At 63.1% G+C, this 26679-nt stretch carries 36 protein-coding genes, 2 tRNA genes and 1 pseudogene; 32 read left to right on the top strand and 7 right to left on the bottom strand.

What is annotated here, in order from left to right; genetic code table 11:
- Positions 1–6 precede the first annotated feature (6 nt).
- The 3 genes from AV059_RS19125 to srp19 form a co-directional block, all read right to left on the bottom strand.
- Positions 7–1119, bottom strand: coding sequence for a presenilin family intramembrane aspartyl protease PSH (locus AV059_RS19125; protein ID WP_058997081.1), 1113 nt, complete (start codon positions 1117–1119; stop codon positions 7–9).
- A gap of 75 nt (positions 1120–1194) precedes the next feature.
- Positions 1195–1422 (bottom strand): H/ACA ribonucleoprotein complex subunit GAR1, encoded by a 228-nt coding sequence (locus AV059_RS19120; RefSeq protein ID WP_058997078.1) that lies wholly within the window; start codon positions 1420–1422, stop codon positions 1195–1197.
- Entirely contained in the window at positions 1419–1697 is a 279-nt protein-coding gene (srp19, locus tag AV059_RS19115; RefSeq protein WP_023843155.1) for a signal recognition particle subunit SRP19, read from the bottom strand. Before srp19 ends, AV059_RS19120 begins: the two co-directional genes overlap by 4 nt.
- Before the next feature lie 122 nt (positions 1698–1819).
- Between srp19 and AV059_RS19110 the strand changes: the two genes are divergently transcribed.
- Positions 1820–2587 (top strand): CAP domain-containing protein, encoded by a 768-nt coding sequence (locus AV059_RS19110; protein WP_058997077.1) that lies wholly within the window; start codon positions 1820–1822, stop codon positions 2585–2587.
- Between the two features lie 289 nt (positions 2588–2876).
- The gene (locus tag AV059_RS22145) at positions 2877–3335 is read left to right on the top strand and encodes a hypothetical protein (protein WP_154021046.1); all 459 of its coding nucleotides are present in this window, start codon (positions 2877–2879) and stop codon (positions 3333–3335) included.
- Positions 3336–3482: 147 nt separating this feature from the next.
- On the opposite strand, the gene coxB is transcribed toward AV059_RS22145, so the two are convergent.
- A complete protein-coding gene (gene coxB, locus AV059_RS19100) occupies positions 3483–4247 on the bottom strand; it encodes a cytochrome c oxidase subunit II (RefSeq protein ID WP_058997074.1) in 765 nt (254 codons plus the stop codon).
- A gap of 142 nt (positions 4248–4389) precedes the next feature.
- Here coxB and cyoE point away from each other — a divergent pair, with 142 nt between their 5' ends.
- From cyoE to AV059_RS19075, 5 genes are all read left to right on the top strand, one after another.
- Entirely contained in the window at positions 4390–5781 is a 1392-nt protein-coding gene (gene cyoE / locus AV059_RS19095) for a heme o synthase (RefSeq protein ID WP_058997071.1), read from the top strand.
- The gene (locus tag AV059_RS19090; protein WP_058997068.1) at positions 5778–6479 is read left to right on the top strand and encodes a hypothetical protein; all 702 of its coding nucleotides are present in this window, start codon (positions 5778–5780) and stop codon (positions 6477–6479) included. Before cyoE ends, AV059_RS19090 begins: the two co-directional genes overlap by 4 nt.
- A gap of 31 nt (positions 6480–6510) precedes the next feature.
- On the top strand, positions 6511–6750 hold the full coding sequence (locus AV059_RS19085; RefSeq protein WP_058997066.1) for a SelT/SelW/SelH family protein: 240 nt from the start codon (positions 6511–6513) through the stop codon (positions 6748–6750).
- Between the two features lie 272 nt (positions 6751–7022).
- A complete protein-coding gene (locus tag AV059_RS19080) occupies positions 7023–7964 on the top strand; it encodes an ABC transporter ATP-binding protein (protein WP_058997064.1) in 942 nt (313 codons plus the stop codon).
- Positions 7961–8701, top strand: a complete 741-nt coding sequence (locus AV059_RS19075; RefSeq protein WP_058997062.1) for an ABC transporter permease — start codon at positions 7961–7963, stop codon at positions 8699–8701. The genes AV059_RS19080 and AV059_RS19075 overlap by 4 nt, the downstream gene beginning before the upstream one ends.
- Positions 8702–8717: 16 nt before the next feature.
- Here AV059_RS19075 and AV059_RS19070 read toward each other — a convergent pair whose 3' ends face one another.
- Positions 8718–9257, bottom strand: a complete 540-nt coding sequence (locus AV059_RS19070) for a dual specificity protein phosphatase family protein (protein ID WP_058997060.1) — start codon at positions 9255–9257, stop codon at positions 8718–8720.
- A 161-nt stretch (positions 9258–9418) separates the two neighbouring features.
- Here AV059_RS19070 and cofD point away from each other — a divergent pair, with 161 nt between their 5' ends.
- The 5 genes from cofD (at position 9419) to AV059_RS19045 (ending at position 12998) form a co-directional block, all read left to right on the top strand.
- Complete coding sequence (gene cofD / locus AV059_RS19065) at positions 9419–10411, top strand: 2-phospho-L-lactate transferase (RefSeq protein WP_058997058.1); 993 nt, start codon at positions 9419–9421, stop codon at positions 10409–10411.
- Entirely contained in the window at positions 10411–11157 is a 747-nt protein-coding gene (locus tag AV059_RS19060; protein ID WP_058997055.1) for a tRNA-dihydrouridine synthase, read from the top strand. The genes cofD and AV059_RS19060 overlap by 1 nt, the downstream gene beginning before the upstream one ends.
- A complete protein-coding gene (locus tag AV059_RS19055; RefSeq protein WP_058997054.1) occupies positions 11130–11993 on the top strand; it encodes a triphosphoribosyl-dephospho-CoA synthase in 864 nt (287 codons plus the stop codon). The genes AV059_RS19060 and AV059_RS19055 overlap by 28 nt, the downstream gene beginning before the upstream one ends.
- The gene (locus tag AV059_RS19050) at positions 11990–12616 is read left to right on the top strand and encodes a DUF447 domain-containing protein (RefSeq protein ID WP_058997052.1); all 627 of its coding nucleotides are present in this window, start codon (positions 11990–11992) and stop codon (positions 12614–12616) included. The genes AV059_RS19055 and AV059_RS19050 overlap by 4 nt, the downstream gene beginning before the upstream one ends.
- 190 nt (positions 12617–12806) lie before the next feature.
- A complete protein-coding gene (locus AV059_RS19045) occupies positions 12807–12998 on the top strand; it encodes a 30S ribosomal protein S17e (protein ID WP_004516807.1) in 192 nt (63 codons plus the stop codon).
- A gap of 62 nt (positions 12999–13060) precedes the next feature.
- On the opposite strand, the gene AV059_RS19040 is transcribed toward AV059_RS19045, so the two are convergent.
- Positions 13061–14122 carry an Mrp/NBP35 family ATP-binding protein gene (locus tag AV059_RS19040; protein ID WP_058997050.1) on the bottom strand — a complete coding sequence of 354 codons (1062 nt, stop codon included), beginning with the start codon at positions 14120–14122 and terminating at the stop codon, positions 13061–13063.
- 90 nt (positions 14123–14212) lie between these two features.
- Here AV059_RS19040 and AV059_RS22835 point away from each other — a divergent pair.
- Positions 14213–14356 (top strand): annotated as a pseudogene (locus AV059_RS22835) (GTP 3',8-cyclase MoaA); the annotation flags it as partial.
- A 71-nt stretch (positions 14357–14427) separates the two neighbouring features.
- Here AV059_RS22835 and AV059_RS19035 read toward each other — a convergent pair.
- Complete coding sequence (locus AV059_RS19035; RefSeq protein ID WP_058997048.1) at positions 14428–14739, bottom strand: hypothetical protein; 312 nt, start codon at positions 14737–14739, stop codon at positions 14428–14430.
- Between the two features lie 118 nt (positions 14740–14857).
- Here AV059_RS19035 and AV059_RS19030 point away from each other — a divergent pair, with 118 nt between their 5' ends.
- From AV059_RS19030 to AV059_RS18940, 19 genes are all read left to right on the top strand, one after another.
- Positions 14858–15433, top strand: coding sequence for a hypothetical protein (locus tag AV059_RS19030; protein WP_058997045.1), 576 nt, complete (start codon positions 14858–14860; stop codon positions 15431–15433).
- Between the two features lie 232 nt (positions 15434–15665).
- Positions 15666–15750: transfer RNA gene (locus tag AV059_RS19025), tRNA-Ser, on the top strand.
- 21 nt (positions 15751–15771) lie between these two features.
- On the top strand, positions 15772–16305 hold the full coding sequence (locus AV059_RS19020; RefSeq protein ID WP_005535607.1) for a 30S ribosomal protein S13: 534 nt from the start codon (positions 15772–15774) through the stop codon (positions 16303–16305).
- Positions 16305–16820, top strand: a complete 516-nt coding sequence (locus AV059_RS19015; RefSeq protein WP_004593562.1) for a 30S ribosomal protein S4 — start codon at positions 16305–16307, stop codon at positions 16818–16820. Before AV059_RS19020 ends, AV059_RS19015 begins: the two co-directional genes overlap by 1 nt.
- The gene (locus tag AV059_RS19010) at positions 16817–17206 is read left to right on the top strand and encodes a 30S ribosomal protein S11 (RefSeq protein ID WP_005535604.1); all 390 of its coding nucleotides are present in this window, start codon (positions 16817–16819) and stop codon (positions 17204–17206) included. The genes AV059_RS19015 and AV059_RS19010 overlap by 4 nt, the downstream gene beginning before the upstream one ends.
- Before the next feature lie 3 nt (positions 17207–17209).
- Positions 17210–17989: a DNA-directed RNA polymerase subunit D gene (locus tag AV059_RS19005; RefSeq protein ID WP_058997043.1), complete on the top strand. Its 780-nt coding sequence runs from the start codon at positions 17210–17212 to the stop codon at positions 17987–17989.
- Between the two features lie 104 nt (positions 17990–18093).
- Positions 18094–18178, top strand: a tRNA-Leu gene (locus AV059_RS19000).
- 24 nt (positions 18179–18202) lie between these two features.
- Positions 18203–18553: a 50S ribosomal protein L18e gene (locus AV059_RS18995; protein WP_004516800.1), complete on the top strand. Its 351-nt coding sequence runs from the start codon at positions 18203–18205 to the stop codon at positions 18551–18553.
- Complete coding sequence (locus tag AV059_RS18990; RefSeq protein WP_004593558.1) at positions 18550–18987, top strand: 50S ribosomal protein L13; 438 nt, start codon at positions 18550–18552, stop codon at positions 18985–18987. Before AV059_RS18995 ends, AV059_RS18990 begins: the two co-directional genes overlap by 4 nt.
- Positions 18981–19379: a 30S ribosomal protein S9 gene (locus AV059_RS18985; protein WP_004516798.1), complete on the top strand. Its 399-nt coding sequence runs from the start codon at positions 18981–18983 to the stop codon at positions 19377–19379. The genes AV059_RS18990 and AV059_RS18985 overlap by 7 nt, the downstream gene beginning before the upstream one ends.
- Before the next feature lie 12 nt (positions 19380–19391).
- Positions 19392–19592 (top strand): DNA-directed RNA polymerase subunit N, encoded by a 201-nt coding sequence (locus AV059_RS18980; RefSeq protein ID WP_004516797.1) that lies wholly within the window; start codon positions 19392–19394, stop codon positions 19590–19592.
- Positions 19589–19762, top strand: a complete 174-nt coding sequence (locus AV059_RS18975) for a DNA-directed RNA polymerase subunit K (protein ID WP_004516796.1) — start codon at positions 19589–19591, stop codon at positions 19760–19762. The genes AV059_RS18980 and AV059_RS18975 overlap by 4 nt, the downstream gene beginning before the upstream one ends.
- 2 nt (positions 19763–19764) lie before the next feature.
- On the top strand, positions 19765–20970 hold the full coding sequence (eno, locus tag AV059_RS18970; protein ID WP_004963339.1) for a phosphopyruvate hydratase: 1206 nt from the start codon (positions 19765–19767) through the stop codon (positions 20968–20970).
- Complete coding sequence (rpsB, locus tag AV059_RS18965) at positions 20967–21788, top strand: 30S ribosomal protein S2 (protein ID WP_058997041.1); 822 nt, start codon at positions 20967–20969, stop codon at positions 21786–21788. Before eno ends, rpsB begins: the two co-directional genes overlap by 4 nt.
- Before the next feature lie 101 nt (positions 21789–21889).
- Positions 21890–22273: a DUF5518 domain-containing protein gene (locus tag AV059_RS18960; protein WP_058997039.1), complete on the top strand. Its 384-nt coding sequence runs from the start codon at positions 21890–21892 to the stop codon at positions 22271–22273.
- A 58-nt stretch (positions 22274–22331) separates the two neighbouring features.
- Positions 22332–22712, top strand: a complete 381-nt coding sequence (locus tag AV059_RS18955) for a DUF5518 domain-containing protein (RefSeq protein WP_058997038.1) — start codon at positions 22332–22334, stop codon at positions 22710–22712.
- A 70-nt stretch (positions 22713–22782) separates the two neighbouring features.
- Complete coding sequence (locus AV059_RS18950; RefSeq protein WP_058997035.1) at positions 22783–24120, top strand: cytochrome P450; 1338 nt, start codon at positions 22783–22785, stop codon at positions 24118–24120.
- A 201-nt stretch (positions 24121–24321) separates the two neighbouring features.
- Positions 24322–24495 (top strand): hypothetical protein, encoded by a 174-nt coding sequence (locus tag AV059_RS18945; RefSeq protein ID WP_228841842.1) that lies wholly within the window; start codon positions 24322–24324, stop codon positions 24493–24495.
- On the top strand, positions 24492–26669 hold the full coding sequence (locus AV059_RS18940; RefSeq protein WP_058997031.1) for a PAS domain S-box protein: 2178 nt from the start codon (positions 24492–24494) through the stop codon (positions 26667–26669). Before AV059_RS18945 ends, AV059_RS18940 begins: the two co-directional genes overlap by 4 nt.
- Positions 26670–26679: the final 10 nt, after the last annotated feature.

Genomic DNA, 26679 nt, shown 5'->3' with positions numbered 1-26679 from the left:
TGCAGTTTAGAGGTACGGGCCGAGACCGAGAGCGTCGACCAGACTGATGCCCGCGGCGAGTGCACCGACGATGTAGCCGGCGATGGTCCCACCGTTCAAAAGCGGAAGTCCTGCGTGCGCACGTCCCTTCAGCACCATCCAGAGCAGTATCGTCAGGCCGACGTAGGACCCGACCATCGCGGTCAGCGCCGGCAACGGAACGCCGAACACCGACAGCACGTCCGATGAGGCGAAGAACGCGGCGCTGGCGACAAGTATGGACGGAATAATCGCGTCACCGAGGCCAATAAACAGCGCGTCGCGCTCCAGTGGGTCGGCGTGAACGTCGTCACTTTCGTCTGCTTTGCCAGTCTCTGTCGCTTCGTCGGGACGTTCCGCCGGCTGGCTCCCATCCACAACCGCCGGACCGCCCGCGTCAGTCTCGGATGCTGTGGTCGCCGGCTCCTCGGCCGCGTCGTTCGCCGCTGCCGATTCGTCGCTTTCCTCGGATTCCGCCGTTGGATCCGGCGCTGTTGCGTCGAGATAGGAGTACGACAGCGTCATCGGGATCACGAGGACGACAGGGACCTTGAGGTCCATGACGCCCGATGCCAGCGTGAGCATGTGCTCAGTTCCGTAGACGCTGATCGCATCGTACACGGCGAGGACAGTCAACAGGACGAGCGCCGGCAACACCCCGAAACTGATACCGAACAGGCCGGCGGCAGCAGCCCCCATCACGGCACCGGCGCTGTCGATGACATACCACTCGGGATAGACCAGCAGTGCCGTCCCGAGGCCCAGCGCTAACAGGACGGCACCGACGTTGAGGCCGGCGTACGTGAACACCGGCGGCACAAGCACCTGAAACACGTACAAAGAGAGCCAGGCCGCCGAGAAGACGATGAGTCCGCGGATGAGCTGGTCCACGTCGTAGCGGAAGGCAAGCAACATAACCGCCGTCGCAACCAGAATCGCTCCGATATACATGAGGCTGTTCGTGGGATCAGACGGGTCCTCGACAGCCTGGTAGCCAGCCGATTCGAAGGGCTGAACCAGCGCTAATGCGCCGAGTTGGACGAACAGGAAGATACCAGCAATAAGGCCACAACCGCCGAGGATTCGCCACCGTCGCTCCATGCACACACGTCCTGCAGGAACCGGTTTGAGCGTTACGAAGCAGAGGTGGACAGGCGTCGGCGGTTCGGAGGACTGTTACCGCGCGTACAGGACCGTGCCGACCAGCGCTGGGAGATGCACGCTGTCGCTCGGTGAGACTGCGAGGTACGGGCGTTCGACCGGACCGAACACGTCGACAACGGAGCCAACCGTCTGGAGCTCCTCGTCGACCACGGTGGTTCCCACTGACGCGTACTCGTCGTCAGGTGCCCGGACGACGGCCAGTCCCTGTGCGACCCGCGAGACAGTGCCGATGCGTTTCATTCACGGAGTGCCTGCATGTAGGCCGCTACGGCCCCGAGCAAGTCGCTTTTCGTCGCATCGTCCGCATCCTTGACGACGACTCGCCCGCGGCCTTCGTACTCGCGTGGATACGTCTTGTCCCGTTCGATGACCGCGTCGTAACCGACCTGCTGGACGGCTTTGGCGATCTCGTCGACAGTCGGGTCCTCCACAGCTAGATCCAGTGACACACGACGCCCATCGCTTCGCGAACGGTTGGCGTCGAGTGCCGCCGGCCAGATAACGTTCTCGACCATACCGGCAGTGGCCGCCCGTGGCATATATGGGTTATCGTCACCGTCGACAGTCGGGAACATGAACATCAGATGAAATATATGAAGAATCAAGCTTACATACCTCTGTAATCTATCCGTAGTATATGGTAAAGAAAGGGTTACTTGCTATCGCCGCCGTGGTGCTTCTCGTGGTTCTGGGGACGGGGGTCCTAGTCGGAGCACAGTTCGCAGGCGGGACAGCGGAGACAACGACACAGACAACCGATTCACAGAGCGGCGATGGCGGCGGTAATGACGATAGTTCAACGGCGACAGCGGGCAATAGTACGACGCCGACACCAACGGCAGAAACAAACGGAACAGCGACCGAGACAGCGACCCCACAGCAGGAGTCGATTCCGGCGCGGGAGTTCAACGAACAGAACGTCTCGGACTACGTCCGGCAGTTCCTTAACGAGGAACGCAAGGCTGCAGGCGTCCCAGCGTTCGAGTCGGGACTCCGGACGGAAAAGGATCTCAACGAGATGGCAAAGAGCCACAGCGAGCAAATGGCCGTCGAAGGGCAGGCGATCCACAAGGTCGACGGCGTCTCCAGTAAGGACCGGTACAAAAACACCGGCCTTTACGACCGGTGCACGTTCGACTCTGCAGAAGGCGAGTACATCGAGCAACCGGACCGAAACCGGTTCGAGGCGGTTGAGAAGACAGTCGCTGGACAAACGTACGAAGAGGGTGGCAAAGAGCGATTCCACGCTACCGACAAGGAAGTCGCCAGAAAGATCGTTGATGACTGGATGGCGTGGCCAGACTACCGCGAACGGCTCACGCTCCGCAACGCTAATCTCGTCGGTGTCGGTGTGGAGATAACCGATACCGGCAACGTGTACGTGACTGCCAACATCTGCGGCTAACGGCTGGACGGGCTAATCGGTACAGCGACTGTTCTGATGGCCGGGCCGTTTGTGAGCAGTGTCTTGCCGCCACCGCTCCACATCTCTGCTCGGGTTCTATATTTTCCCCAAATGCGAGCGTGTCGTCGTTCCCCCGCTTCTCTCTGTGGTGAACCGTTTGGAAACCGCTGGTGGCAGTACTCACTCAGTCAGCAGAGCTCCTCAACGTAATACTGTCTCTTGTGGGTGAACCGGAGGCTGTTATCCTATCTCTCACAAGACACTTACACAACCCATTTTACCAGCTATTATGAATCGTCGACAACTCCTCTCAATCTCAGCACTTTCCATACCTCTCTCGGGTTGTGTCGAGTGGGATTTTGATGGCACAACCGAAAATAACTCACCAGCACCGAAGGCGACAGATACGCCGAGCAAAACCGCCACTGAAACCGGGACGCCGCCTTCCGAGGTATCGACACCGGAATGTTGGCCATCGATGTGTGAAGGGTCGAAGCTCGTGGAAGTCCAAGTTGTCGGCGGGTTCTCGGGTGCCGTTGTGATAATAGCCATATGCCAGGACAAGGAGCTTTCAATTCACCCAGGGCAATCAGTCCAGATTAACCGCGATACGGATGCGCAGACCTGTCGAATTGTGTTATCTGTCGACGGCAAGCAAGCATTCAGTGAAACGGTCAACAGCCACCAAAGCGTGAATCTGACAGTGGATTCGGACGGCGAAGTAACTGAAAGATGGATCGTTCAGTAACGGACAGGCCCGCTTCAGTTCGCTCTCTTGTGGTACTTCGATTTGGTCGTGACTCCCGTTCCGTACGGAAACGTACGGTGTGCCGGGTGAACGTAATATTCCGTAGTTCGCCAGTTCTCGAAGCGAAAAAGCCGCTCAGTTACCGCGCTACTCGCCGCTGCCTTCGGAGCCGTTACCGCCGCTTTTCTGCTCTGCCAGCCAGTCCTCGTACTCGTCCTGCGGGACGACCTCAACGGTCCCGAGCATCTGTGAGTGGCCAGAGCCACAGTACTCGGCACAGTAGAGCTGGTATGTCCCGGTGTTACCCGCGTTGGTTCGGAGGCGGTTGTACTGGCCGGGGAACGCGTCGGATTTCAGCCCGAGCCCGGGAACGTGGAACGCGTGTAGCCAGTCAGTCGACGTGATCCGCAAGGATACGTCCTGATTGGCCGGTATCTTCATGTCCGTCGTGGTAGTCACCTCTGCCTCGCCGTCCCAGCTCGATTCGTTGTAGTAGAACGTCCAGCCGTACCGCTGGGCTTCGACGGTGATGAGTTCAGTGTCCTGTTCCTGTAGTTCGGCCTGGTCACCGGCCTCGGCGGTGACGTACGGGCTCGCCATCACCTGGTAGGAGGCGACGCCGACGAACAGGAGAATGATCGCCGTTGCGATGGTCCAAGTGACTTCGAGTCGGCGGTTCTCCTGCGTCGGAAGCGCCTCTTCCTGATTACGGAATCGCCAGACGGTGTAGATCAGAATCCCCTCGACGAGGACCGTAATCGGGATAGCGACGTACAGGAGGTTCATGTTCAGCCCCCAGATGAGGCTATCCGTCGTCGAGTCCTGAATCTGTGCGGCGGCGGCCGGCTCGGCGGCGAGCGCGAGCAACGCAGCACCGAACAGAGCGACCAGACCGGCGCGTTTCCGGGTCATGGATGCGGCTTAGGATTTCGGGGATAAATAACTGCTGTCTTCGCCGCAGGCTTCCGATTTGCAGCGATAGGGCAGCGGAGCGGCTCCGGACGGAGACAGCGGAATCGCGAGGTCTAAGTGGCCAGCATCGAAGGATACAATAATGGCAGAGAGCCGGACCTTCACCGGGCTGCTCGCCGCGACCGCTGTCGGCGTGTACTTGCTAGTTCTCGCCGGCGCGACGACAACGCTCACCGATGCGGCAGCAGCCTGTACTACTTGGCCGCTGTGTGACGGACCGGTCGACGTGACGAACACGGCCCTGTTAGTCGCCTGGGGGCATCGGCTCGTCGCAGCAGCCGTGGGACTCCTGGTGGTGGCTATGGCTGTAGTCGGGCTCCGATCCGGCTGTCGTGGCCGTGTCAAAGCAGCCATCATTCTCGGGGCTGCGCTGTACCCGGTCCAGATAGCGCTCGGCGCGATCGTCGCGACGAGCACCGAGACGGCACTCCCCGGCGCCCACCTCGCTCTGGGAATGGGCATCTTCGGCTCGTTCGTGCTGGCTCTGGCGTGGCACCTCGAAGCTGAGACGGGCAGTGATGACGAGACACCAGTGAAGAACCCGACACCCGCGCCGGAACCGACCGGAGACGACACCCCCGACCGGACCCCAGCGCTTACGTTCCGCGAACGGCTCGTCGGGACCGCGTCAGCGTACTTCCGTCTGATGAAGCCCCGGCTGATGTGGCTCCTGTGTCTGGTCGCTGCGGCCGGGATGGCACTCGCCGCCGGGCAGACGCTCACTGTTCGGACAGTGCTGCTCACGCTCGGGGGCGGCGTCCTCTCTATCGGCGCGTCGGGGACGTTCAATCACGTCCTCGAACGGGACATCGACAAGCGGATGGACCGGACCTCGGACCGTCCCATCGCGACCCACCAGATTCCGGTCCGGAACGCACTGGCTTTCGGCCTGCTCCTGTCGTTTGCCTCGCTATGGCTGTTCTGGCAGGTGAACGTACTCGTAGCGGTCCTCGGGCTGACTGCGATTGTGTTCTACAGCATTATCTACACGCTCGTCCTGAAACCCAACACCGTCCAGAACACCGTCATCGGCGGGGCCGCTGGCGCACTACCGGCGCTTATCGGCTGGGTCGCCGCCGACGGGTCGGTCGGCCTCCCGGGCGTCGTCCTTGCCGTCGTCATCTTCCTCTGGACGCCGGCACACTTCTATAATCTCGCGCTCGCGTACAAGGACGACTACGAGGCGGGCGGCTTCCCGATGATGCCGGTCGTCCGCGGCGAGACCGAGACGCGCAAACACATCGTCTACTATCTCGGGGCGACACTCATCTCAGCAGGTGTTCTGGGTGTGCTCACGCCGCTTGGCTGGCTGTACGCCGTCACGTCGGTGTTGCTGGGTGCGGTGTTCCTCTGGGCCGTCATCCTGCTCCACCGCGAGCAGACCGAAGCGGCGGCGTTCCGGGCGTTCCACGCGTCGAACGCCTACCTCGGGGCGGTCCTGATCGCCATCGTCGTCGACGCACTGGCACTATGAGCACCACGACAGCGACTCTCAGAGACGCGATACCGGACACGCGCTCGCTGGTAACCTGGGCAGCCGTATTGAACGCGGAGTTCATCCTTATTCTGGGCTACGTCGTCAACACGGCCCAGCCCGCAACGGGCCCGTTTCTGCTGGTGTTCCCGTTCATCTGGCTCAACATCGCCGGTCTCGTTGCCCTGCGAGTGCGACCGGAACTGACCAGCCGCCGCCGGACGGTCGGCAGTGCGGTTATCGCTCTCGGCTATCTGCTCGTGTTGGGGTACGTTGGCGGCGTGTACGGCACGGGCGGTCAGGGGACCGGTCTCCGGCTGGTCACGCAGGCCCCGCCCGGGTTCTCGCCGACGGTCGTGTTCAGCGGCGCGACCCTCAGTGTGGTGCTCATCCCGTGGAAAGTCGCCGGCTACCTGGCGCTGTCGTATCTGGTGTTCGTGACCGCTGTCGACGCAAGCGGCGGCGCGGTGGGCGGGGTCGTCGGCCTCTTTTCGTGTGTCTCCTGTGTCCTCCCGATTATCGCGTCGATACTGGGCGGGTTCGTCGGCGTCGGGGCGACGCTGTCACAGGCGGCCCTGTCCCAGTCGTACGGCCTCTCGACGGTGGTGTTCGTCACCTCGGTCGGGTTGCTGTACGGCGTCCACCGCTTCGACGTGACGCTCGTCGGCCGGCTCCGGGCACTGATCGACCGGCCATAGAGCTTTCAGGCAGACAGCCGTGAAAGCCGATATGAGCTCTGTCGAAATCGAATACTGCGTCCCGTGTGGGTTCCGCGAGCGAGCAGTACACGTTCAGCAGGCGATTTTATCCGGACTTGAGCGGGAACTCGACAGCGTCCGGCTCGTCATGGGCGACCACGGCGTGTTCAGAATCAGTGTCGACGACGAGACCGTCTACGACAAAGCCGAGGCCAGCGAGGAGTTCGACGTGGACGCTATCGTACGCGAGGTCCGATCGCACGTCATGTAACAGGGCATCGTGGTGCTGTCAGCGCAATCCCGTGGCGAGGCTGCCATCGGTTTGAGACGATTTACCGCACAACAAACTATTTATTGTTCTGCTGTGACATCTTCGGCAAATGGCGACGAAAACCGAGTTCTGTGACCACTGCGAAGACACCCAACCAGTCGTCACGGACAAGCCGTGGCTTCCGGCCGTCTGTCTGAGATGTGGCCGTAACGTGTAGCCGATAGCCGCGCGAGAACGGAACTGCTTTCGGCCACCCGACCGGACGAGGGCGCATGGACGAGGTACTGGTCGCGTCGGATGTCGGGCGGCGCTACGGCGATACGGTCGCACTTGACGGCGTTTCGCTGACGGCGACCACTGGAGAGGTGCTCGCGCTGGTCGGTCCTAACGGGGCTGGCAAGACGACGCTGGTGCGGGCGTTGACCGGAACAACAGATGCGACTGGCGAGGTACGGCTGTTCGGCCAGTCGCCCAGAACGGTCGCCCGTGACCGAATCGGGCTGTTGCCACAGTCGTTTTCGCCCCACGAGCGACTGACGGCGCGGGAACTACTCGAGTATTATGCTGGTCTGTACGACGATACCCGCGACGTCGAGGCTGTTCTCGACGATGTGGGTCTAGCCGACACCGCAAGCACGACATACGAGAACCTCTCGGGCGGACAGCAGCGGCGGACCTGTGTCGCGACGGCGCTGATTAACGACCCTGACCTTCTCGTGCTGGACGAGCCGACCACCGGCATCGACCCGTCTGGTCGTCGTGACCTCTGGCGACTGCTGGAGGGACTCGCCGACCGCGGCGTGACGATACTCGTCACGACACACTACATGGAGGAGGCCCAGCGGCTCGCGGACCGCGTCGGCCTCCTCGCCGACGGGACACTCATCGCACTTGACTCCCCGGAGCAGCTCGTGGCCGAACACGGCGGCGACAGCCAGCTCATCGTGGATGGGTCCTTCGACGAAGCTGCCGTCTCAGCCATCGACTACCCGGCGGAGACGGCGCTTCGAAACGGCCGGCTGGTCGTCTACGGTATCCGGCCGGAGTCTATCGGCAACATCACTGAGCAACTGGGGCAGGCGGGCATCGAGTACGACAGCCTGACCTGGAAACAGCCAGACCTAGAGGACGTGTACCTCGAACTCACCGGGACGGCCGTCGGCCAGCGCGGTGAACCACAACAGACGGGGCCGGTCGCGGGTGGTGCCCAATGAGCCGGCTGGGACGACTCACAGCGGAGACGCGCGCAGCGTCGCTGGCCTTCCTCCGGCGACGGACGGCCGTCTTCTTCACGTTCTTTTTCCCGGTCATCATCGTCGTCATCTTCGGCGTGCTAGTCCAGACCCAGCCGGGCGGTGGCGGGCTGTTCACGGAGCCGCCGAGCTTCTACGCTCCGGGGTATCTGGCCGTTGTCGTCCTGTTTACGCCACTCTCCCGCGTCGGTAGCGAGGTGGCCAGACACCGGGACGGCAATCGCTTCGAGAAATTGGCGACGACACCGCTGACCCGGACCGAGTGGCTGCTGGCACAGACGCTCGTCAACGTCGCCATCATCGGCATCGCCGGCCTGCTGATACTCGGCATGATGGTGTGGCTGACCGGCGCGACGATCCGCCCCTCTGTACTCCTGCTCCCCTTTGTCGGCCTCGGCGTCGCGCTGTTCTGTGCCGTCGGTGCGATGCTCGGCAGCCTTGCGGACTCACAGGACGGCGTCATTGCGGCGAGCAACGGCCTCGCGCTCCCGCTGCTCTTTCTCTCGGAGACGTTTGTCCCACAGACACTTCTGCCCGCGTGGCTGCCGACGTGGCTCTCGCCGCTGACGTACTTCTCGCGTGGCGTCCGTGCGGCGACGACTGGAACCGGCGAAGCGCTCGGCCCACTTGCTGTCCTCACAGTCTGTGCCGTCGTCGGCTTTGTAATCGGTGCGCGACTCCTCCCGCAGACGGACTGAGCTCCACCGGGACCTTTTACAGGCGTGCGACTGACGACAGCAGACCGGACAGCTCCGCTTCAGTCGCGTTCCCTGCTTCGATAGCGTCTTTGGGGTCACGACCCATCTCCTGAACGGCCTCAATGGCGCGGTCGGGGCCGTAGTCGTAATGATACACCAGCCACGCGGCGAGCACCTGTCCGGTGCGGCCGATGCCGGCCAGGCAATGAACGACGACCCGCTCTTCTGTTTCACAGGCGTCAACCAGGAACGGCAGGATCTCGTCGTGGAGGCGGTCTTGGGCGATAAGTCGGTGGTCGGGAACCGGTACGTGGCGGACTGATGACGCTCCGAAGGCCTCCCGATAACGCCGGAGATTGGCCCCAGCGTCGTCGAGCTGTTGCCCGGGAAGCAGACAGCAGATCCGCTCAATGTCGTGTGCCTGCATATGTGCGATCCAATCATCGAGCGCGTCCTGATGCGTGGCGGCCGTATGCCAGCCCGGCGCACAGGACCCGTAGACGTACTCTTCGTTGGAGGCTGCAGGCGCGAAGCGGTGTGGATTCACGATGGGCATAGCACCCGTTACCCTGCCTATCCTACCGATACCCTTCACTCTACCCACCCAATTCTCAGCTGTGATTCTCTGAATAGAACACTGTCTCCGCCAGACTGCTCTCCAGCTCCGACCAGTTTCAGTGGCCACGTTTATACTGTCAGTTCCCCCTACGTCGAGACATGGTGACGTTTCTTGCCGGCGGGACGGGAACGCCGAAGCTCCTCGCCGGTGCCGACGACGTGTTTTCGCCGGCGGCGACGACTGTCGTCGCCAACACCGGCGACGATATCGAGCTCGGAGGCCACCTCGTCTGTCCGGACCTCGATACCGTCCTGTTTCTCGATGGTGAGGTCCTCGACCGGGAGACCTGGTGGGGTATCGCCGACGACACCGCTGAGACACACACCGAGCTGACGCGGCTCGCCGACGCCGCCGGGCTCGACGGCGGACCGCGATACCTTCCCGATGACGCGCAGACTGCGGGACGGGACATCGCACGCTGGCGGCGCTTCTCCGGCGTTGCGGAGTTCATGCACATCGGCGACCGGGACCGCGCGGTCCATGTTACGCGCACCTCGCTGCTCGACGAGGGTCGCTCACTGACAGACGTAACGCGGACGCTCGCCGATGCATTCGGGCTGGAACGGACGCTGTTACCGATGAGCGACGACCCCGTCGCGTCAATCATCCATACGCCGAGCGGTCCGATGCACTTTCAGGAGTGGTGGGTCGGTCACGAGGGGGAGCCGCCGGTCGAAGATGTCGAGTTCAGGGGCGCAGAACAGGCCAGCGCGACGGACGCCGTTCTGACGGCGCTTGACGATACTGTTGTCATCGGTCCGTCGAACCCCGTGACCTCGCTTGGGCCGATGCTCGCCATCGACGACATCGAACGAGCACTGCACGAGACAACGGTCGTCGCCGTCTCACCGTTCATCGAGGATACGGTGTTCTCGGGGCCGGCGGCGGACCTGATGGCCGGTGTGGGGCTGGAGCCAAGCACTGCCGGCGTGGCCGAAGCCTACCCCTTCGCTGACGCGTTCGTGCTGGACGAGGGGGATTCGACGACACTCGACGTGCCGGTCGTCCAAACCGACACGACCCTCAATGATGCGGCTGACGCTAAACGGGTGAACCGTGCCGTCGAGACAGCTCTTTCGGAGGTGGCCTGATGTTCGAGCCACGCGTCGCCCTCGCAAGTCTCAGCGGCGAGGCTGACGCCTCGTGGGCCCGTGCAGTCGAGTCTCACGTCGGGTGTGCGTTCCTCGGCGGTATTGCGCTCGACGACCGGACCCGCGAGGCTGCACGAGTGATGACGGACCGCGACCGCTCCGAGTTTCTGCCGGACGATCCGGTCGCGTTCGTTGACGACCAGTTGGCTGCGCTTGCGGACGCACCGCTACGCCCGGCGTTCAATGTCCGGAGCGCGACGCTTGGCCCTGTCGAGCGTGCCGCCGCCGTCTGTCAGCGCCACGACGCTATCATCGAAATCAACGCTCACTGCCGGCAGGACGAGATGTGCGCTGCGGGTGCCGGTGAGTCGTTGCTTCGGGAGCCGGAGCGACTGGCGGCGTTCGTGGAAGCAGCAGCGTCGACAGGGGCGACGGTTTCGGTGAAGGGCCGTGCCGAACTCGACGGCGTCTCGCTCCCGGCCGTTGCCCGAGCCATCGAAGATGCCGGTGGTGATGTATTCCACGTCGACGCGATGGACTCGGAGTCAGTCATCGCCGACGTGGCTGACGCCACTGGCCTGTTCGTCGTCGCGAACAACGGCGTTCGCGGGACGGTGACCACACGAGAGTACCTCTCGTACGGTGCTGACGCCGTCAGCGTCGGTCGCGCGAGCGACAGGCCGGAGCTACTCGAGGAGGTCCGGGCGACGACAACGGAGTGGTTCGCATCGGAGGTGTCACCGTGAGCGAGCGGTCGGTCGGACAGAACGCCCAGTTGGCACTATTACTGGAGGTCTCCGGCACGCCGAAGCCCGGTAATGTCGACCGCCAGCGGGAGTACGACGACCTCCGGTTCGAGCACTTCATGGCCGGCGCTGTGGGCGCACGGAGGGGGCTTGACCGCGCGGCTGCGGGCGACCCTATCGGTCCTGCGTTCGAGACCGCTGTCGAGGGGATGGCCGGTCAATCCGGCGGGAACACCCAGTTCGGGGCACTGTTGGTGCTCACACCGCTGGCGGCCGCGGCGAGTGATGGCCGACTGTCGCCTTCCGGTGTCGATGCTGTGGTTCGTGGAACGACGGTTGAAGACGCTGCGGCCTTCTACCGCGCCTTCGAGCACGTCGATGTGGCCGTCGAGGACCCGCCCGACGGGCTGGAACCGCTCGACGTTCGCCGCGGAAGCGACGCGATTCCGGAAATCCGCGCGCGCGAGATGACGTTGTTCGACGTGATGGAGTCCAGCGCCGATACCGACGGCGTGGCCGCCGAGTGGGTCTCCGGCTTCGAACGCGTGTTCGAGGCCAGCGAGTGGTTACTGGATGGGTCTGGTCCGGTCGCCGACCGCGCGTCCGAGGTCTTCCTCGAACTCCTTGCGGCGGAGCCGGACACCTTCGTCGCCACGCGGCAGGACCGCGAAATCGCTGTAGAGGTTCAGGAGCGGGCACAGGCCGTTCTCGACGGTGACGAAGACGCAACGGATCTCGCCGAGGAGTTCGTCAGGTGTGATATCAATCCCGGAACGACTGCCGACCTCGTTGCGGGGTCGCTGTTCGTCGCGCTCGAACGGGGGCTCGAAGTGTGACCGGCGGCCCTTCGGCAGGCGATGGTCCCGAATCCAGTAATTCCGAGACACAGTGGCCTGTCACGCTCGCCGGCGTCTCCGAGACGGTCGTCACCACGCTGGGGCCGAACGAGCGCTGGAACGTCGCCGCACTTGGTGTCCATGCACCGGATGACGATGGGCCAGCTACGGCGACGACGTGGGGCCGAACCCGGACTTGGCGGAACTTTCGGGAGCGTGGTAGCGGCTACGTCCAGTTCACGCGCGACCCGGTCGATTTCGTCGAGGCGGCGCTGTCGGTTCGCGAGGAAGACGACCCTGTTATCGACAGCGCGGACGCCTGGGTAGCGGTCGATGTCGAACGGCGTGACTCCGGGAGTGAGGGGGACACACAGTGGGTCGAGTGGGCGCTACACCCCGTCGACAGCACCGTCGAGCGCCGTGTCGTCCCGACGACGAACCGTGGCCACGCCGCCGTCGTTGAGGCGACTGTCGCAGCCTCGCGGCTGGATGTACCAAGCTACGACCGTGAAACGCTGCTGGAACGACTCGCGTACTTCGAGTCCGTGGTCGAAACAGCCGGTGGTGAGCGCGAGCGGGCAGCCTTCGAGCGCGTACGCGTTCTGGTCGACGCCGACTGGTAGGGGACTCCGACGGAATTTGGGGCATACAGGCGACACACGACGGTCTGAGACAGGCTGTGTCGCACTCTTACAGGACCTGCCACAGTGACGCTCAGCGCACGGTTGCGGGTCGTCCCACCCCTACTGATAAACATTCGCGTGCGTAGTCCGTTCCGAACCCTTTTTGAGTGCGACCAAGCAAGTAGCGCGCATGGCAATCAAACCCGCCTACGTCAAGAAGACCGGGACGCTCCTCATGGAGCGATACCCTGACGCCTTCGGTGCAGACTTCGAACACAACAAAGATGTCGTCGAGGAACTGACCAACATCGAGTCCAAGGGTGTCCGCAACCGTATCGCCGGCTACGTCACCCGGAAAATGAACAACCCGGTCGAAGCGTAACTCGGTTCTTTCTCTCTGTCTCCCGCGGTACCTGAGCTACTGCTCTCTTCAGTCACAGCCCGCTACTGCTCGGGCTGAGCGCGCTGGCTGTCGCTCTGGCGTTTTCGGTGGATGATGCCCTGCATATTGGCGGTCCGGGCGGCGATGTCGCGGAACGACTCGCCAACGTCGCTGTCCTCGTCAAGCACAAGCGGTTCGCCAGTGGCGCCGCCCTCCCTGACTTCGGGGTCGAGCGGAATCTCGCCGAGGAACGGCATCTCCGTTTCGTCGGCAAACTCGCGGCCGCCGCCGCTCCCGAAGATGTCGTGTGTCCCACCACAGTCTGGACAGACGAACGAGGACATGTTCTCAACGATGCCAAGTACCGGCGTCTCGTGGCGACCGAACATCCGGAGTCCCTTCCGGGCGTCATCGAGGGCGACTTCCTCCGGCGTGGTGACGATGACGGCCCCGGAGACGGGCACCTGCTGGAGCATCGTCAGCTGCGTGTCCCCGGTCCCCGGCGGCAGGTCCACGACCATGTAGTCGAGTTCGCCCCAGAGCACGTCATCCCAGAGCTGCGTGAGGACGTTGTCGACCATCGGACCGCGGAAGATAACTGGGTCGTCCTTGCCGACGAGGAAGTCCATACTCATCAGCCGAATCCCGTGTTTTTCGACGGGAATTATCTCTTCGTCCTCTGTCGCCTGCGGCTGTTCGTCAGCGTCGAGCATCCGCGGAACGTTCGGCCCGTACACGTCGGCGTCGAACAGGCCGACGCGAGCGCCGAGCCGTGAGAGGCCGGCGGCGAGGTTCACCGCGACGGTTGACTTGCCGACCCCGCCTTTCCCCGAGGCGACTGCGATGACGTTCTTGACCTTCGGCAGTGGGTCCTCTGCTTCCGGGACACCGCGGTCGACGCTCGCCGAGAGGTCGATCTCGCGGTCAAGGTCACCCAGCGCCTCGCGGACCTCGTTCGCGATGCTCGTCTCCGTCGGCGAGTACGGCGCACCGAGCGCCAGGTCGATGCTGACTTGATCGTCGGTCACGTCGATGCTGTTGATCAGCCCGAGCGAGACAATGTCGTCCCCAAGGTCCGGGTCCTCGACCGTTCGCAGGCGCTCGCGTACGTCGTCTGTATTCATGCACGTGGATAGGCTCCGGAGATGCGATAAGGATTGTGACGCAGGGAAAGCGATGCCGACCAAAGGGAGGCGTCTCGGACCGAGCCGTGCGTCGAAGCAGCACTAGACCCTGGCCTGGACGTTGAAGCTGAACATGGTTGTCTTCGAATCCACCGCGGGGTACGTCCCCGAGATGGTCGACCACGTCGCCGCGAACGACGGACTCCAACTCAACTCATCGAGTACATGCCGGACTCGTCAACCGCCTTGAGTGGGCCAGTCGATGAGCCATTGGCCGCCGCCGACGACTGAGTCCCACCCACTAGCTACCTCGACGGCCGCCGGAAGGTGTAGCTGACCGCGTTGTCGTCGGCCGAAGCCCGTATTTCACCGCGCTTGTGGTCGAATCGGAGGCTGTCGACCGGTCCGTCGAACGCGTGCAGGGGCATCTCACCCTCGACGCGGCCCTCGGGGTCGACCGAGAAGTACGTCGACCCACTGAACTCGGCGGTCAGTGTCCCGTCCTGCGCTTCGGTCACCCGATCCTCGCCGGCGAACTGTTCGAGATGTTCTCGGAGCGCCTGGCGGTCGGTTGGGCCGACTGTGGTGCCGCCGTCAGTGGCGAATCGCGGTTCCATACTATGGAGAGGGGCACTGGCCACTAGTTGCTTCCGTTCGGGGTCAGTGTACCCTCACGGCTGTGAAACCCGATGCAATGATTTTATTACCAATAGAAAAAGAGAAAATATAAATCTCATGTCGGAAATAGATGCTATAGTACAGCGGTATCAGCGGCTTGAATATCTGGCCAACGCCGCGATACTAGTCGCCGTGCTGTCGCTGTGTTGGTTGATCTGGGAGTTCACTGCCCTCCCGGGTGCCGGTTTCTTCATCATGGCTCTCGGGGTCGGGCTACTCGTTCGACTCGTCAATACCGACGGGCAGACCGAATTCGTGACGGACAAATCACCGGAGTCGGTCCGCTCAGAGTTTCTCGGTCCGAAGCCGCCGACCATGGCACTCACCTGGGGACGGGCCACTGAAGTAACTGAGACCGACGATGGCTACAAATACACGGTCTCGCCGTTCGGACGGTCCCACGTCGCCAGATACGAGACGGCCGACACCGAGGACGGGCTGACGATTACGACGACGTACGACGGGGACCACTACGCAACTCAGGAGATCTCTATCCGACGCGAGGACGGCCACACTGTCGTCTCGGTTTCAGGGTCGACAAAGAAGCTGCGGGCGACTGAGTATCTACTGACGCTGCTTCAGGACATATACGGTAGGAAATCTATGGCGCAACTGGGATACGAGGTACTGTAGTAGCCATTGAAACTCAATGCACACCCGATCGCACGACAGCAGTGCGATTGGTGTGTAAACCATGTCAATTGTTACTATAGCTGTCGACGGCTATCTGACTGTGCGTCACTCTCACGCGCCCGGCCCCCTTCGTTGCGTTTAAATACAACCCCGGAATAGAATCGGATAGACTCGTGTAGGGGGGTCGGCCCCCGAGTCCGCGTGCTGCGGGCGCGAGTGTCATAGAACGCGTGTCGTGGTAGCCAAGCCTGGCCCAAGGCGCAGGGTTGCTAACTCTGTGGCGTACAGCCTCCGGGGTTCGAATCCCCGCCACGACGCTCACCCATCAGTACCTACATATGAGTGCAGAAGACCCCAACGCGGGCGAGGACGCGGATGCCGAAGAGGAGGAGGACATCCGCTATTTCGTCCGTATCGGACAGACAGACCTCGACGGGACGAAATCCGTCGAGCGAGCACTGACAGAACTGAACGGTATCGGCCACCGGGCCGCCCGAATTATCGCCCAGAAGGCGGACGTCGACCGGCGCGCTGTCTTCGGCAAGCTCGACGACGACGTCATCGAGCGCGTCGTCGACCGCGTCGAGAACTTCGCCGACGATGTGCCCGAGTGGATGACCAACCACCAGAAGGACTACTTCACTGGTGAGACCACCCACGAGACCGGTAACGACCTCCAGCTTACCCGCCGGCAGGACATCAACCGCATGAAGATGATCGACTCCTACCGCGGTGTCCGACACAAGCGCGGCCAGAAGGTCCGTGGACAGCGTACCAAGTCCACTGGCCGGACGGAGGGAACCATCGGCGTCAACGTCGAGGCGATCAAGGAAGAGCAGGCTGAGGAAGCCGCTGCGGAGGATGACGAATAATGGCGCTTGGTTCAAACACGAAGTTCTACGAGACGCCGAATCATCCCTTCCAGGGCGAACGTATCGCCGACGAGGCCAACCTCATCGGCCGCTACGGCTTGAAGAACAAAGAAGAGCTCTGGCGCGCACAGTCCGAGCTTCGTGGCTACCGCCGTGAGGCACGGAAGCTGCTGGGCAGCGCCGGCGAGCACGAGACCGAGTCCGAGGAGTTCCTCGCTCGACTCAAGCGCTACGGCATCCTCAACGAGCAGGACCAGCTTGACGACGTGCTGTCGCTTGACGTGACTGACGTGCTGGAACGCCGCCTGCAGACGGTCGTTTACCGCAAGGGCTATGCGAACACGCCCGAGCAGGCCCGCCAGTTCATCGTCCACGGACACATCGTGCTGGACGACGCCCGTGTCACCCGACCCGGCATGACGGTGGAGACCGCCGTCGAGAGTTCGGTCGGCTTCGACGAGCACAGTTCGCTGTCGGACGAACTCCATCCTGAGCGCGCGGAGGCCCAAGAATGAGTGAAGACACCGAAGACATCTGGGGCATCGCCCACGTGCACGCATCGTTCAACAACACGATCATCACCATCACCGACCAGACCGGCGCGGAGACGCTCGCAAAGAGCTCCGGCGGGACGGTCGTCAAGCAGAACCGCGACGAAGCATCGCCGTACGCGGCGATGCAGATGGCCGAGGTCGTTGCGGAGAAGGCCCTCGACCGTGGCGTCGAAGGCGTCGACGTTCGGGTCCGCGGTCCCGGCGGCAACCTCCAGACCTCGCCCGGTCCGGGTGCGCAGGCGACGATCCGCGCACTCGCCCGAGCGGGCCTGGAGATCGGTCGCATCGAGGACGTCACGCCGACCCCGCACGACGGCACTCGTGCACCCAAGAACTCCGGATTCTAACCAATGACACAGGACTACGAGGTTGAGTTCGTCGAACGCGGCGAGCGCGAGGCGCGGATCCTCGTGCGCGGCATCACGCCAGCCTTCGCCAACGGCATCCGGCGAGCGATGGTCGCGGACGTACCGACGTTCAGTATCGACACCGTCCGCGTCATCGAGAACACCAGCGTGATGTTCAACGAGCAGATCGGTCTCCGACTGGGACTGGTCCCGCTGACGACCGACCTCGACGACTTCGAGATCGGCGACGAGGTGACGCTGTCGCTGTCCGTCGACGGGCCGAGCACGGCCTACTCCAGCGACCTCGTCTCCTCGGACCCGATGGTCGAGGCCGCCGACGACAACATCCCGATCATCGACCTCAAGGAGGGCCAACGTCTCGAAGTCGAGGCAGACGCCATCCTCGATACTGGTCGGGAGCACGCCAAACATCAGGGCGGCGTGGCCGTCGGCTACCGACACCTCCAGCAGGTGGAGGTCGTTGGCGACCTCGGCGAGTTCGAGGACGACGATCCGAACATCCTGCGTGGCGTCATCGAAGAGCAGGCGGCCGAACACGCCGCCGGCGACGCCACCAACGGCGAACTCGTCGCGACAGATGAGTTCGACAACGACCTTCGGAACCGCTACCCCGGCAAGGACGTCGAGGTATCGGACGTGCCGAACGCGTTCGTGTTCCACGTCGAGACGGACGGGTCGTTCACCACCGAGGAACTGGTCCTGCGCGCGGTCGAGACGCTGCGTGACCGCGCGACCGAACTGAAAGACGCAGTCCAGCTGTAACGATACAATGCCCCGACACACCCCACCACTACCGATGACCGCCCGCTCCCCGAGCGCGAGGACCGAAAGGGGTTTTACGGGGCACGCAAAACGAACAATCGCGCGCAGGGATAGCCAAGTTTGGCCAACGGCGCAGCGTTCAGGGCGCTGTCCCGTAGGGGTCCGCAGGTTCAAATCCTGCTCCCTGCACTTTTCCCACAACGGAGGAATCATATGAGTAAGACGAACCCGAGACTCAGTAGTCTCATCGCCGACCTGAAGTCAGCCGCCCGCAGTTCGGGCGGTGCTGTCTGGGGCGACGTCGCCGAGCGCTTAGAAAAGCCACGGCGCACACACGCGGAAGTCAACCTCGGCCGTATCGAACGATACGCCCAGGAAGACGAAACCGTCGTTGTGCCCGGCAAGGTGCTTGGCTCCGGTGTCCTGCAGAAGGACGTCACCGTCGCCGCTGTCGACTTCTCCGGAACCGCCGAGACGAAGATCGACCAGGTTGGAGAGGCTGTATCACTCGAACAGGCAATTGAAAACAACCCAGAAGGCTCCCACGTCCGGGTGATCCGATGAGCGTCGCAGAATTCGACGCGGATGTCATCGTTGACGCCCGCGACTGTATCATGGGCCGCGTCGCATCACAGGTCGCCGAACAGGCTCTCGATGGCGAGACGGTCGCCGTCGTCAACGCCGAACGCGCCGTGATCACCGGCCGAGAGGAGCAGATCGTAGAGAAGTACGAGAAGCGTGTCGACATCGGTAACGACAACGGGTACTTCTACCCCAAGCGACCGGACGGCATCTTCAAACGCACCATCCGTGGCATGCTGCCCCACAAGAAGCAGCGTGGCCGCGAGGCGTTCGAGAGCGTCCGTGTCTACCTCGGCAACCCGTACGACGAGGACGGCGAGGTTCTAGACGGCACGTCGCTTGACCGACTGTCGAACATCAAGTTCGTCACGCTGGGCGAGATCAGCGAAACGCTTGGAGCGAACAAGACATGGTAACGAACACGTCTGGCAAGAAGAAGACCGCCGTCGCCCGCGCAACCGTTCGCGAGGGTGAGGGCCGCGTGCGTATCGACTCGCAGCCGGTCGAACTCGTCGACCCCGAGCTGGCGCAGCTCAAGATGCTGGAACCGTTCCGCATTGCCGAGGACGACCTCCGCGGCGAGGTCGACGTGGAAGTGTCCGTCGAAGGTGGCGGCGTCATGGGGCAGGCAGACGCCGCCCGAACCGCCATCGCTCGCGGACTTGTCGACCACACCAACGACGCCGAACTCCGTGATGCGTTCATGGAGTTCGACCGCTCGCTGCTGGTCAACGATGTTCGCCAGTCCGAACCCAAGAAGTGGGGCGGCCCCGGTGCGCGGGCCCGCTACCAGAAATCGTACCGCTAAGGTGATACAGGTATGATGGTACCGGTTCGGTGTTTCACGTGCGGTAACGTCGTCGGCGAGCACTGGGAAGAGTTCAAAGCACGCACCCGCGAGGCCGAGGAGCCTGAGGACCCGGAGAAGGTCCTTGATGAACTCGGCGTCGAGCGGCACTGCTGTCGCCGGATGCTCGTCTCGCACAAGGACCTCGTCGACATCGTCTCACCCTACCAATGAACGCACAGGAAAGCCGCTACGAGAAGGCCCGCAAACTCGGCGCACGAGCGCTGCAGTTGGCCCACGGTGCTCCCGTGCTCATCGAGACGGAACACACCCAGCCGATACTCATCGCCGCCGAGGAGTACGACGCTGGCGTCCTACCGTTTACGGTCAACAGGAGTGATTAACGATGACGCTCATCACTGACATCCGACTCCGCCGCGTCCTCGACTCCCGCGGGAACGCGACTGTCGAGGCCGACGTTCTCACCGAGAGTGGGGGCTTCGGTCGTGGCAAGGCACCGAGCGGCGCAAGCACGGGCGAGTACGAGGCCATCGAACTCCCCGCCAACGAGGCCATTGCCAAGGCCCGCGAGGAGGCACTCCCGCGACTCATCGGTGAGGTCCACGCCGGGAACCAGCGTGACGTCGACGCGGCGCTGCACGCCGCCGACGGCACCGACGACTTCTCCGGCATCGGAGCCAACAGCGCCGTCGCCATCTCCATGGCGGCCGCAAAGGCCGGTGCTGACGTGCTGGGCGCACCGCTGTACCAGCATCTCGGCGGCACGTTCCGGGGCAACGAGTACCCGACGCCGCTGGGCAACATCATCGGTGGCGGCGAGCACGCCGCGGATGCCACGAACATTCAGGAGTTCCTCGCAGCCCCCGTCGGCGCACCGAGCGTCGAAGAGGCTGTCTTCGCCAACGCTGCGGTCCACCAGGAAGTCCACGACATCCTGGCCGACCGCGACCTGCCAGCGGGCAAGGGCGACGAAGGAGCCTGGGCACCGTCGGTTTCGGACGACGAAGCGTTCGAGATCATGGACGAGGCCGTCGAGACCGTCGCCGACGACTTCGGCTTCGCAATCTCGTTCGGCCTTGATGTCGCTGGCGCGGAACTCTACGATGACGAGGCGGACGGCTACGTCTACGACGACGGCGTCAAGTCCACCGAAGAGCAGATAGAGTACATCGCCGGGAAGGTTGAGGAGTACGACCTCGTCTACGTCGAGGACCCACTCGACGAGAACGATTACGAGGCCTTCGCGGACCTGACCGCACAGGTCGGTGACCAGACGCTCGTCTGCGGCGACGACCTGTTCGTCACCAACGTCGAGCGCCTGCAGGCCGGTATCAACGCCGACGCCGGGAACTCCATCCTGATCAAGCCCAACCAGATCGGGACACTTACCGACGCTGTCGACGCCATCGAACTGGCAACGGCAAGCGGCTACGAGTCTGTCGTCTCCCACCGCAGCGGCGAGACGGAAGACACGACGATTGCACACCTCGCTGTCGCCACTGACGCACCGTTCATCAAGACCGGCGCGGTCGGCGGCGAGCGCACAGCCAAGCTGAACGAACTAATCCGTATCGAGGACAACGCAGTATGAGCGGCAACGAAAAAGAAGGTCTCGACGCGTCCGATTCCGACTTCGACCCGTCCGACGAGGACGACGAAGCGGTCGACGCGGAGACCGAAACGGAAGCCGAACAGCCCGCCGACGACGCCGAAGAGGCGACAGAGGCCGAACCAACTGATGACGACGCGGACGCCGACGAAGCGGCCGACGCCGACGAGGCCGCCGGCCCACAGCTGGACGAGGACGTCATGCCCGACGAGCAGTCGGAAGCCGACCTCCTCATCCCTGTCGAGGACTACCTCGGTGCCGGTGTCCACATCGGGACCCAGCAGAAGACCCAGGACATGGAGCGGTTCATCCACCGCGTCCGGACCGACGGGCTCTACGTGCTGGACGTCTCGATGACTGACGAGCGCATCCGCACCGCCGCGGACTTCCTGTCCAACTACGAGCCGGAGCAGATCCTGGCCGCATCGTCGCGCCAGTACGGCCGGTTCCCGGCCGAGAAGTTCGCCGAAGCGATCGGCGCGCGCGTCCGCACCGGTCGGTTCATCCCCGGCACGCTGACCAACCCCGACTACGACGGCTACATCGAGCCTGACATCGTGGTCGTCACCGACCCGATCGGTGACGCCCAGGCTGTCAAGGAGGCCATCACGGTCGGCATCCCGGTCATCGCGATGTGTGACTCCAACAACACCACGTCGAACGTCGACTTGGTGGTCCCGACGAACAACAAGGGGCGAAAGGCGCTGTCGGTCGTCTACTGGCTGCTGGCCAACGAGACGCTCGACCGCCGCGGTGCCGAGCCGACGTACGGACTCGACGACTTCGAGTCCGACATCTAACGTCGCTGAACTGTTTCGTTTTCCGGCCCGTTGCCGCACAAGTGGCGACGCCGGTGTCGCCAACACAAAACATACCATGAGCCCCGGAGTAGCTCCGGGAAATGGCAGAAGGAGACACGTTCGTCAACGCTATCATCGGTGCTGTCGCGACCGCACTGCTGAGTGGGTTCGTCCCGCTCGCACCGCTCCTTGGCGGTGGCATCGCTGGCTATCTCGAAGGCGGCGAGCGAGACGACGGCGTCCGTGTCGGATTGCTGTCCGGCGTCGTCGGGCTGGCGATATCGCTGGTCTTCTTCGTGGTCGTGTTCGTCTTCCTGACCGTGGTTCTGGCGCTCGCTCCCGAAGCGCTGGGCGTGTTCGGCGCGATGGGGCTGCTCGTGCTCGTTCTGGGAACGCTCACAACGGCTGCGTACTTCCTTGGTCTGAGTGCCCTCGGCGGCTGGCTGGGCAACTACGTCAGATACGACACGACCATCGGCGATTGATCGGCCAGCCGCGCTGGCGGTAACTACATCACTGGGGATGCAACTACTACGAACGTATATGCGTGAGTCGGTGACCAGCGCCGGTATCGGGGCTCTCGTCACGGTTGCGCTGTCGTTCATCCCTTTTTCATCGGTAGCTGGCGGTGCCGTGGCCGCAGCGAACCACGGCGGCGGCTACCGAACCGGGGTCTGGCTGGGAACGCTGGCCGGCGTCTGCGCGATGGTCCCCCTGCTTGCCCTCTTCATTCCAGCGCTGTACATCGCCGGCCTCCTCGGGTTCGGAATTCCGCCCGGAGCACCCGGATACGACCTGTTTCTGGCGCTCGTGTTCGCGTTCTTTCTGCTGTACACTGTCGGCCTCAGCGCCCTCGGTGGTCTCGGCGGCGTCTGGGTAAGGGGACACACCGACTGGAACCTAGACGCCGACCGCTGGCTCTAAACGTGCCTGAACCACGCTCTTTTCGACATTTGGCATACCATTCAAGCGTGTTCGACACTAACAGTAGCTGATGTCAAAGACGCCGCCCGGACCGAAGGGCGAACCGCTGTTCGGCAGTAGTCGCACGTACGCTCGGGACCCGTTCCGATTCATCTCGGCGCTAGAGCGGGCCTACGGCGACGTCGCCCGATTCGACATGGGGCCGATGGATACGGTCATGCTGTGTGACCCGACGGCGATCGAGCGCGTGCTGGTCTCGGAGGCCGACCAGTTCCGCAAGCCCGACTTCCAGGGCGACGCGCTGGGGGACCTGCTGGGTGACGGGCTGCTGCTGAGCGAGGGAGAGACGTGGGAGCAGCAGCGAAAGCTCGCGAACCCCGCGTTCTCGATGGCGCGACTGTCGGGGATGGCCGACCGCATCACCGACCACGCGGAGGACCGCATCGCCGACTGGTCCCACGGCGACGTCATCGACGCCGAGCAGTCGATGACCCGGGTCACGCTGGACGTGATTCTGGACCTAATGATGGGTGTCGAACTCTCAGAGCAGCGAGTCCAGACTATCGAGGAACAACTGCTGCCGCTGGGCCAGCGGTTCGAACCGGACCCGATCCGGTTCGCCATGCCCCAGTGGATGCCGATGCCCGACGACGCTGAGTTCGACCGCGCCGTGCGGACGCTGGACGAGGTACTGGACGACATCATCGCGGTCCGTCAAGAATCACTTGGGACGGCCGAGGACGGCCCGATGGATTTCCTGTCGGTGCTCTTGCGCGCTCGCGACGATGGAAACCAGTCGCCCGAGCAACTGCGCGACGAGATGATGACGATGCTGCTTGCGGGCCACGACACGACGGCGCTGACGCTGACCTACACCTGGTTCCTGCTGTCGGAACACCCCGAGGTCGAACAGCGCGTCCACGAGGAACTCGACGATGTCATCGGCGACGACCGGCCGGGGATGGAACACGTCCGCGAACTGGACTACCTCGAATGGGTAATTCAGGAAGCGATGCGGCTCTACCCGCCTGTGTACACCATTTTCCGGGAACCAACCGAAGACGTGACGCTGTCGGGCTACGATGTCGAGTCCGGGACGACGCTGATGGTCCCACAGTGGGGAGTCCACCGCTCTGAACGGTTCTACGACGACCCCGAGGTGTTCGACCCGGAGCGCTGGAAGCCCGAGCGAGCGAGCGAACGCCCGCGGTTCGCCTACTTCCCCTTCGGCGGTGGCCCGCGCCACTGTATCGGGAAGCATCTCGCCATGCTCGAAGCGCAACTCATCACTGCAACGACGGCCAGCCAGTACCGACTGGAGTTCCAAGGGGACACGCCGCTGGAACTGTTGCCGTCGCTGACTGCCCATCCGCGACAGAAAATGTCGATGCGCGTGCAGGAACGGTAGCGCAGACCCTGACGTGGCCACTCCGGTGTCGCCGTCGTCCCCCAGTACGGGATCGATGTGACAGCGACTTGGTCATCAGCTATTTACTGCAGAACCTCGTGTGAGCGTGCAGGAACAGCGGACCTGAACGTCTCCCCGGTGACCGATTTCAGCCACGGTCACTGTGGGAGAACTCCGTTCATAGCCGACTACTTGACCACCATGACACTGCTGCAGAACATCACTGGCGGCAATCGTCCCGCGCTGTTTGCAGTTGTCCTGCGACCGGACCTGTCCCAAAACAGTTTCCAGAGCCATATCGCTCCGGCTACTCTTGACCAGTGGAGCGACGTCTATCCCGGCGAAACGGCCGGACTCGAATGGGATACCGAATGACGTCTGAGACCGCTGTCAACGGGGACGACAGGGTTCAGGTCCTCTACGTCGGCACCGATTCGGAGGACGCCGAAACGCTGTCAACGGCGCTTGAACGCGAGAACGGCCGTTTCACGGTCGAAACGGCGCGCTCTGCTACCGAAGCTGTGGCGAGGCTGGCTGACGATACCGTAGACTGTCTCGTCTCCGACTACGCCCTGCCCGAACGGAACGGCATTGACCTTCTGGAAATGGTCCGCGACGAGTACCCGGCCCTCCCGTTTATTATCTACACCGCACAGGGGAGCGAGGCAGTCGCCAGCGCGGCAATTTCGGCCGGTGTGACAGACTACCTCAGGAAAGAGCCGGGTTCCGAGCAGTATGCCGGGCTGGCGAACCGAATAACGGACGCCGTCGACCACTACCGCTCACAGCAGGCTACCAGCGAGCAGAACCGAGCGCTCCAGAGCTACGAGCGGATGGTCAACTCCATGCAGGAGGCGGCCTGCATCTACGACGCCGAGGGCCGGTTCGAAATCGTCAACGAAACCATAGCAGAGTGGTACGACACGACGCGCGCTGCGCTCGAAGGACAGACCAGTAGACTCGTTCCGCGTATTCGAGCCGAGGGTAAGACAGACTGGTACCAGGAACTGCTCGACGGAACGCGGGAGCAACTTAGCGGCGAAATCGAAGCAGAGTTCCCCGGCCACGGACACGCGGTGGTCGCGTACCAGCTAACGCCGCTGGTCGTCGATGGTGTTATCGACGGCATCGTCTGCGTCGCTCGGGATGTCACCGATCGGAAAGAGCGTGAGCAGAAGCTACTCCGGAACAAGCGCGCGATAGACGAGGCTCCGGTCGGTGTCGTTATCACCGACCCCGGCCAGACGGACAATCCGCTGATATACGCCAACGACCACTACCGCGACCTGACTGGCTATTCGCTTCCGGAGTTGCTCGGGAAAAACTGCCGAATGCTACAGGGCGAGAACACCGATCCGGAGTCCGTCGCTACAATGCGGGACGCCATTGACGCGGAGGAGCGGGTGACGGTCGAACTCCGGAACTACCGGAAAGACGGGACCGAATTCTGGAACAGGATTCGGATCGCGCCGGTTCGCGACGACGGGACGGTCGTCAACTACGTCGGGTTCCAGCAGGATATCACGGAGCGGAAACGACGCGAGAAACGGTTAGAAGAAACGTCGTCGCGGCTGGAAGCCCTCTTCGAGAACTCACCGGACATGATCGACGTGCTTGACGCCGACGGAACGATCTGTGACGTGAACCAGCGGTTCTGCGCGGAACTGGGGTACGACGAAAGCGAGGTGCTTGGACGGTCGATCTGGGAGTTCGACCTGCTGTTCGACGCAGAGGACGTGCAGACCCAGCTTTCCGGGTTCAGTGTCGACGAGCGCCGCAAGTTCGAAGGCCTGTACGAACGCCGCGACGGGTCGACGATGCCGGTCGAAGTACATCTGCTCCGACTCAGCCTCGACGGCGACGACCGGTTTCTGGCGATCAGCCGCGATATCACGGAGCGCAAGGAACGCGAGCAGGAACTCGAACAGCAAAACGAACAGCTCGAACAGTTCGCCAGCGTCGTCAGCCACGACCTGCGGAACCCGCTGACCGTCGCGCGCGGACAGCTCGAACTACTGCGTGAGGAGTCCGATAGCGAGCATATCGACGCCATCGACGGGGCACACCAGCGAATGGATACGCTCATCGACGACCTGCTCACGCTCGCACGCGACGGCGCGTCACCTGCGTCGCCCGTCGTGGTCGACCTCGAACCGTTCGTCCAGACGTGCTGGCAAAACGTCGACACGAAAGCCGCGTCGCTCCGCACTGACATAGCCCGACCCATCCGCGCCGACGAGAGCCGCCTCCGCCAACTGTTCGAGAATCTCGTCCGCAACGCGATCGAACACGGCGGTGACGACGTGACTGTGATCGTGGGCGAACTGGCCGACGGCTTCTACGTCGCGGACGACGGTCACGGCATCCCTGTGGCCGACCACGGAGACGTGTTTGACGCCGGTTACTCGACGGCGGTAGAGGGAACCGGATTCGGCCTGAGCATCGTGAAACAGGTCGCCGACGCCCACGGCTGGACGGTCCGTATCGAGAGCGGGACCGACGGCGGCGCACGGTTCGAATTTACCGACGTTGCCACTGTGTCCGAATAGGGCTCCGACA

It is taken from the genome of Haloarcula sp. CBA1127, assembly GCF_001485575.1.
Taxonomy (GTDB): Archaea; Halobacteriota; Halobacteria; order Halobacteriales; family Haloarculaceae; genus Haloarcula.
The sequence above is the reverse complement of the archived record's forward strand: the minus strand, read 5'-3'. Positions and strand labels throughout refer to the sequence as shown.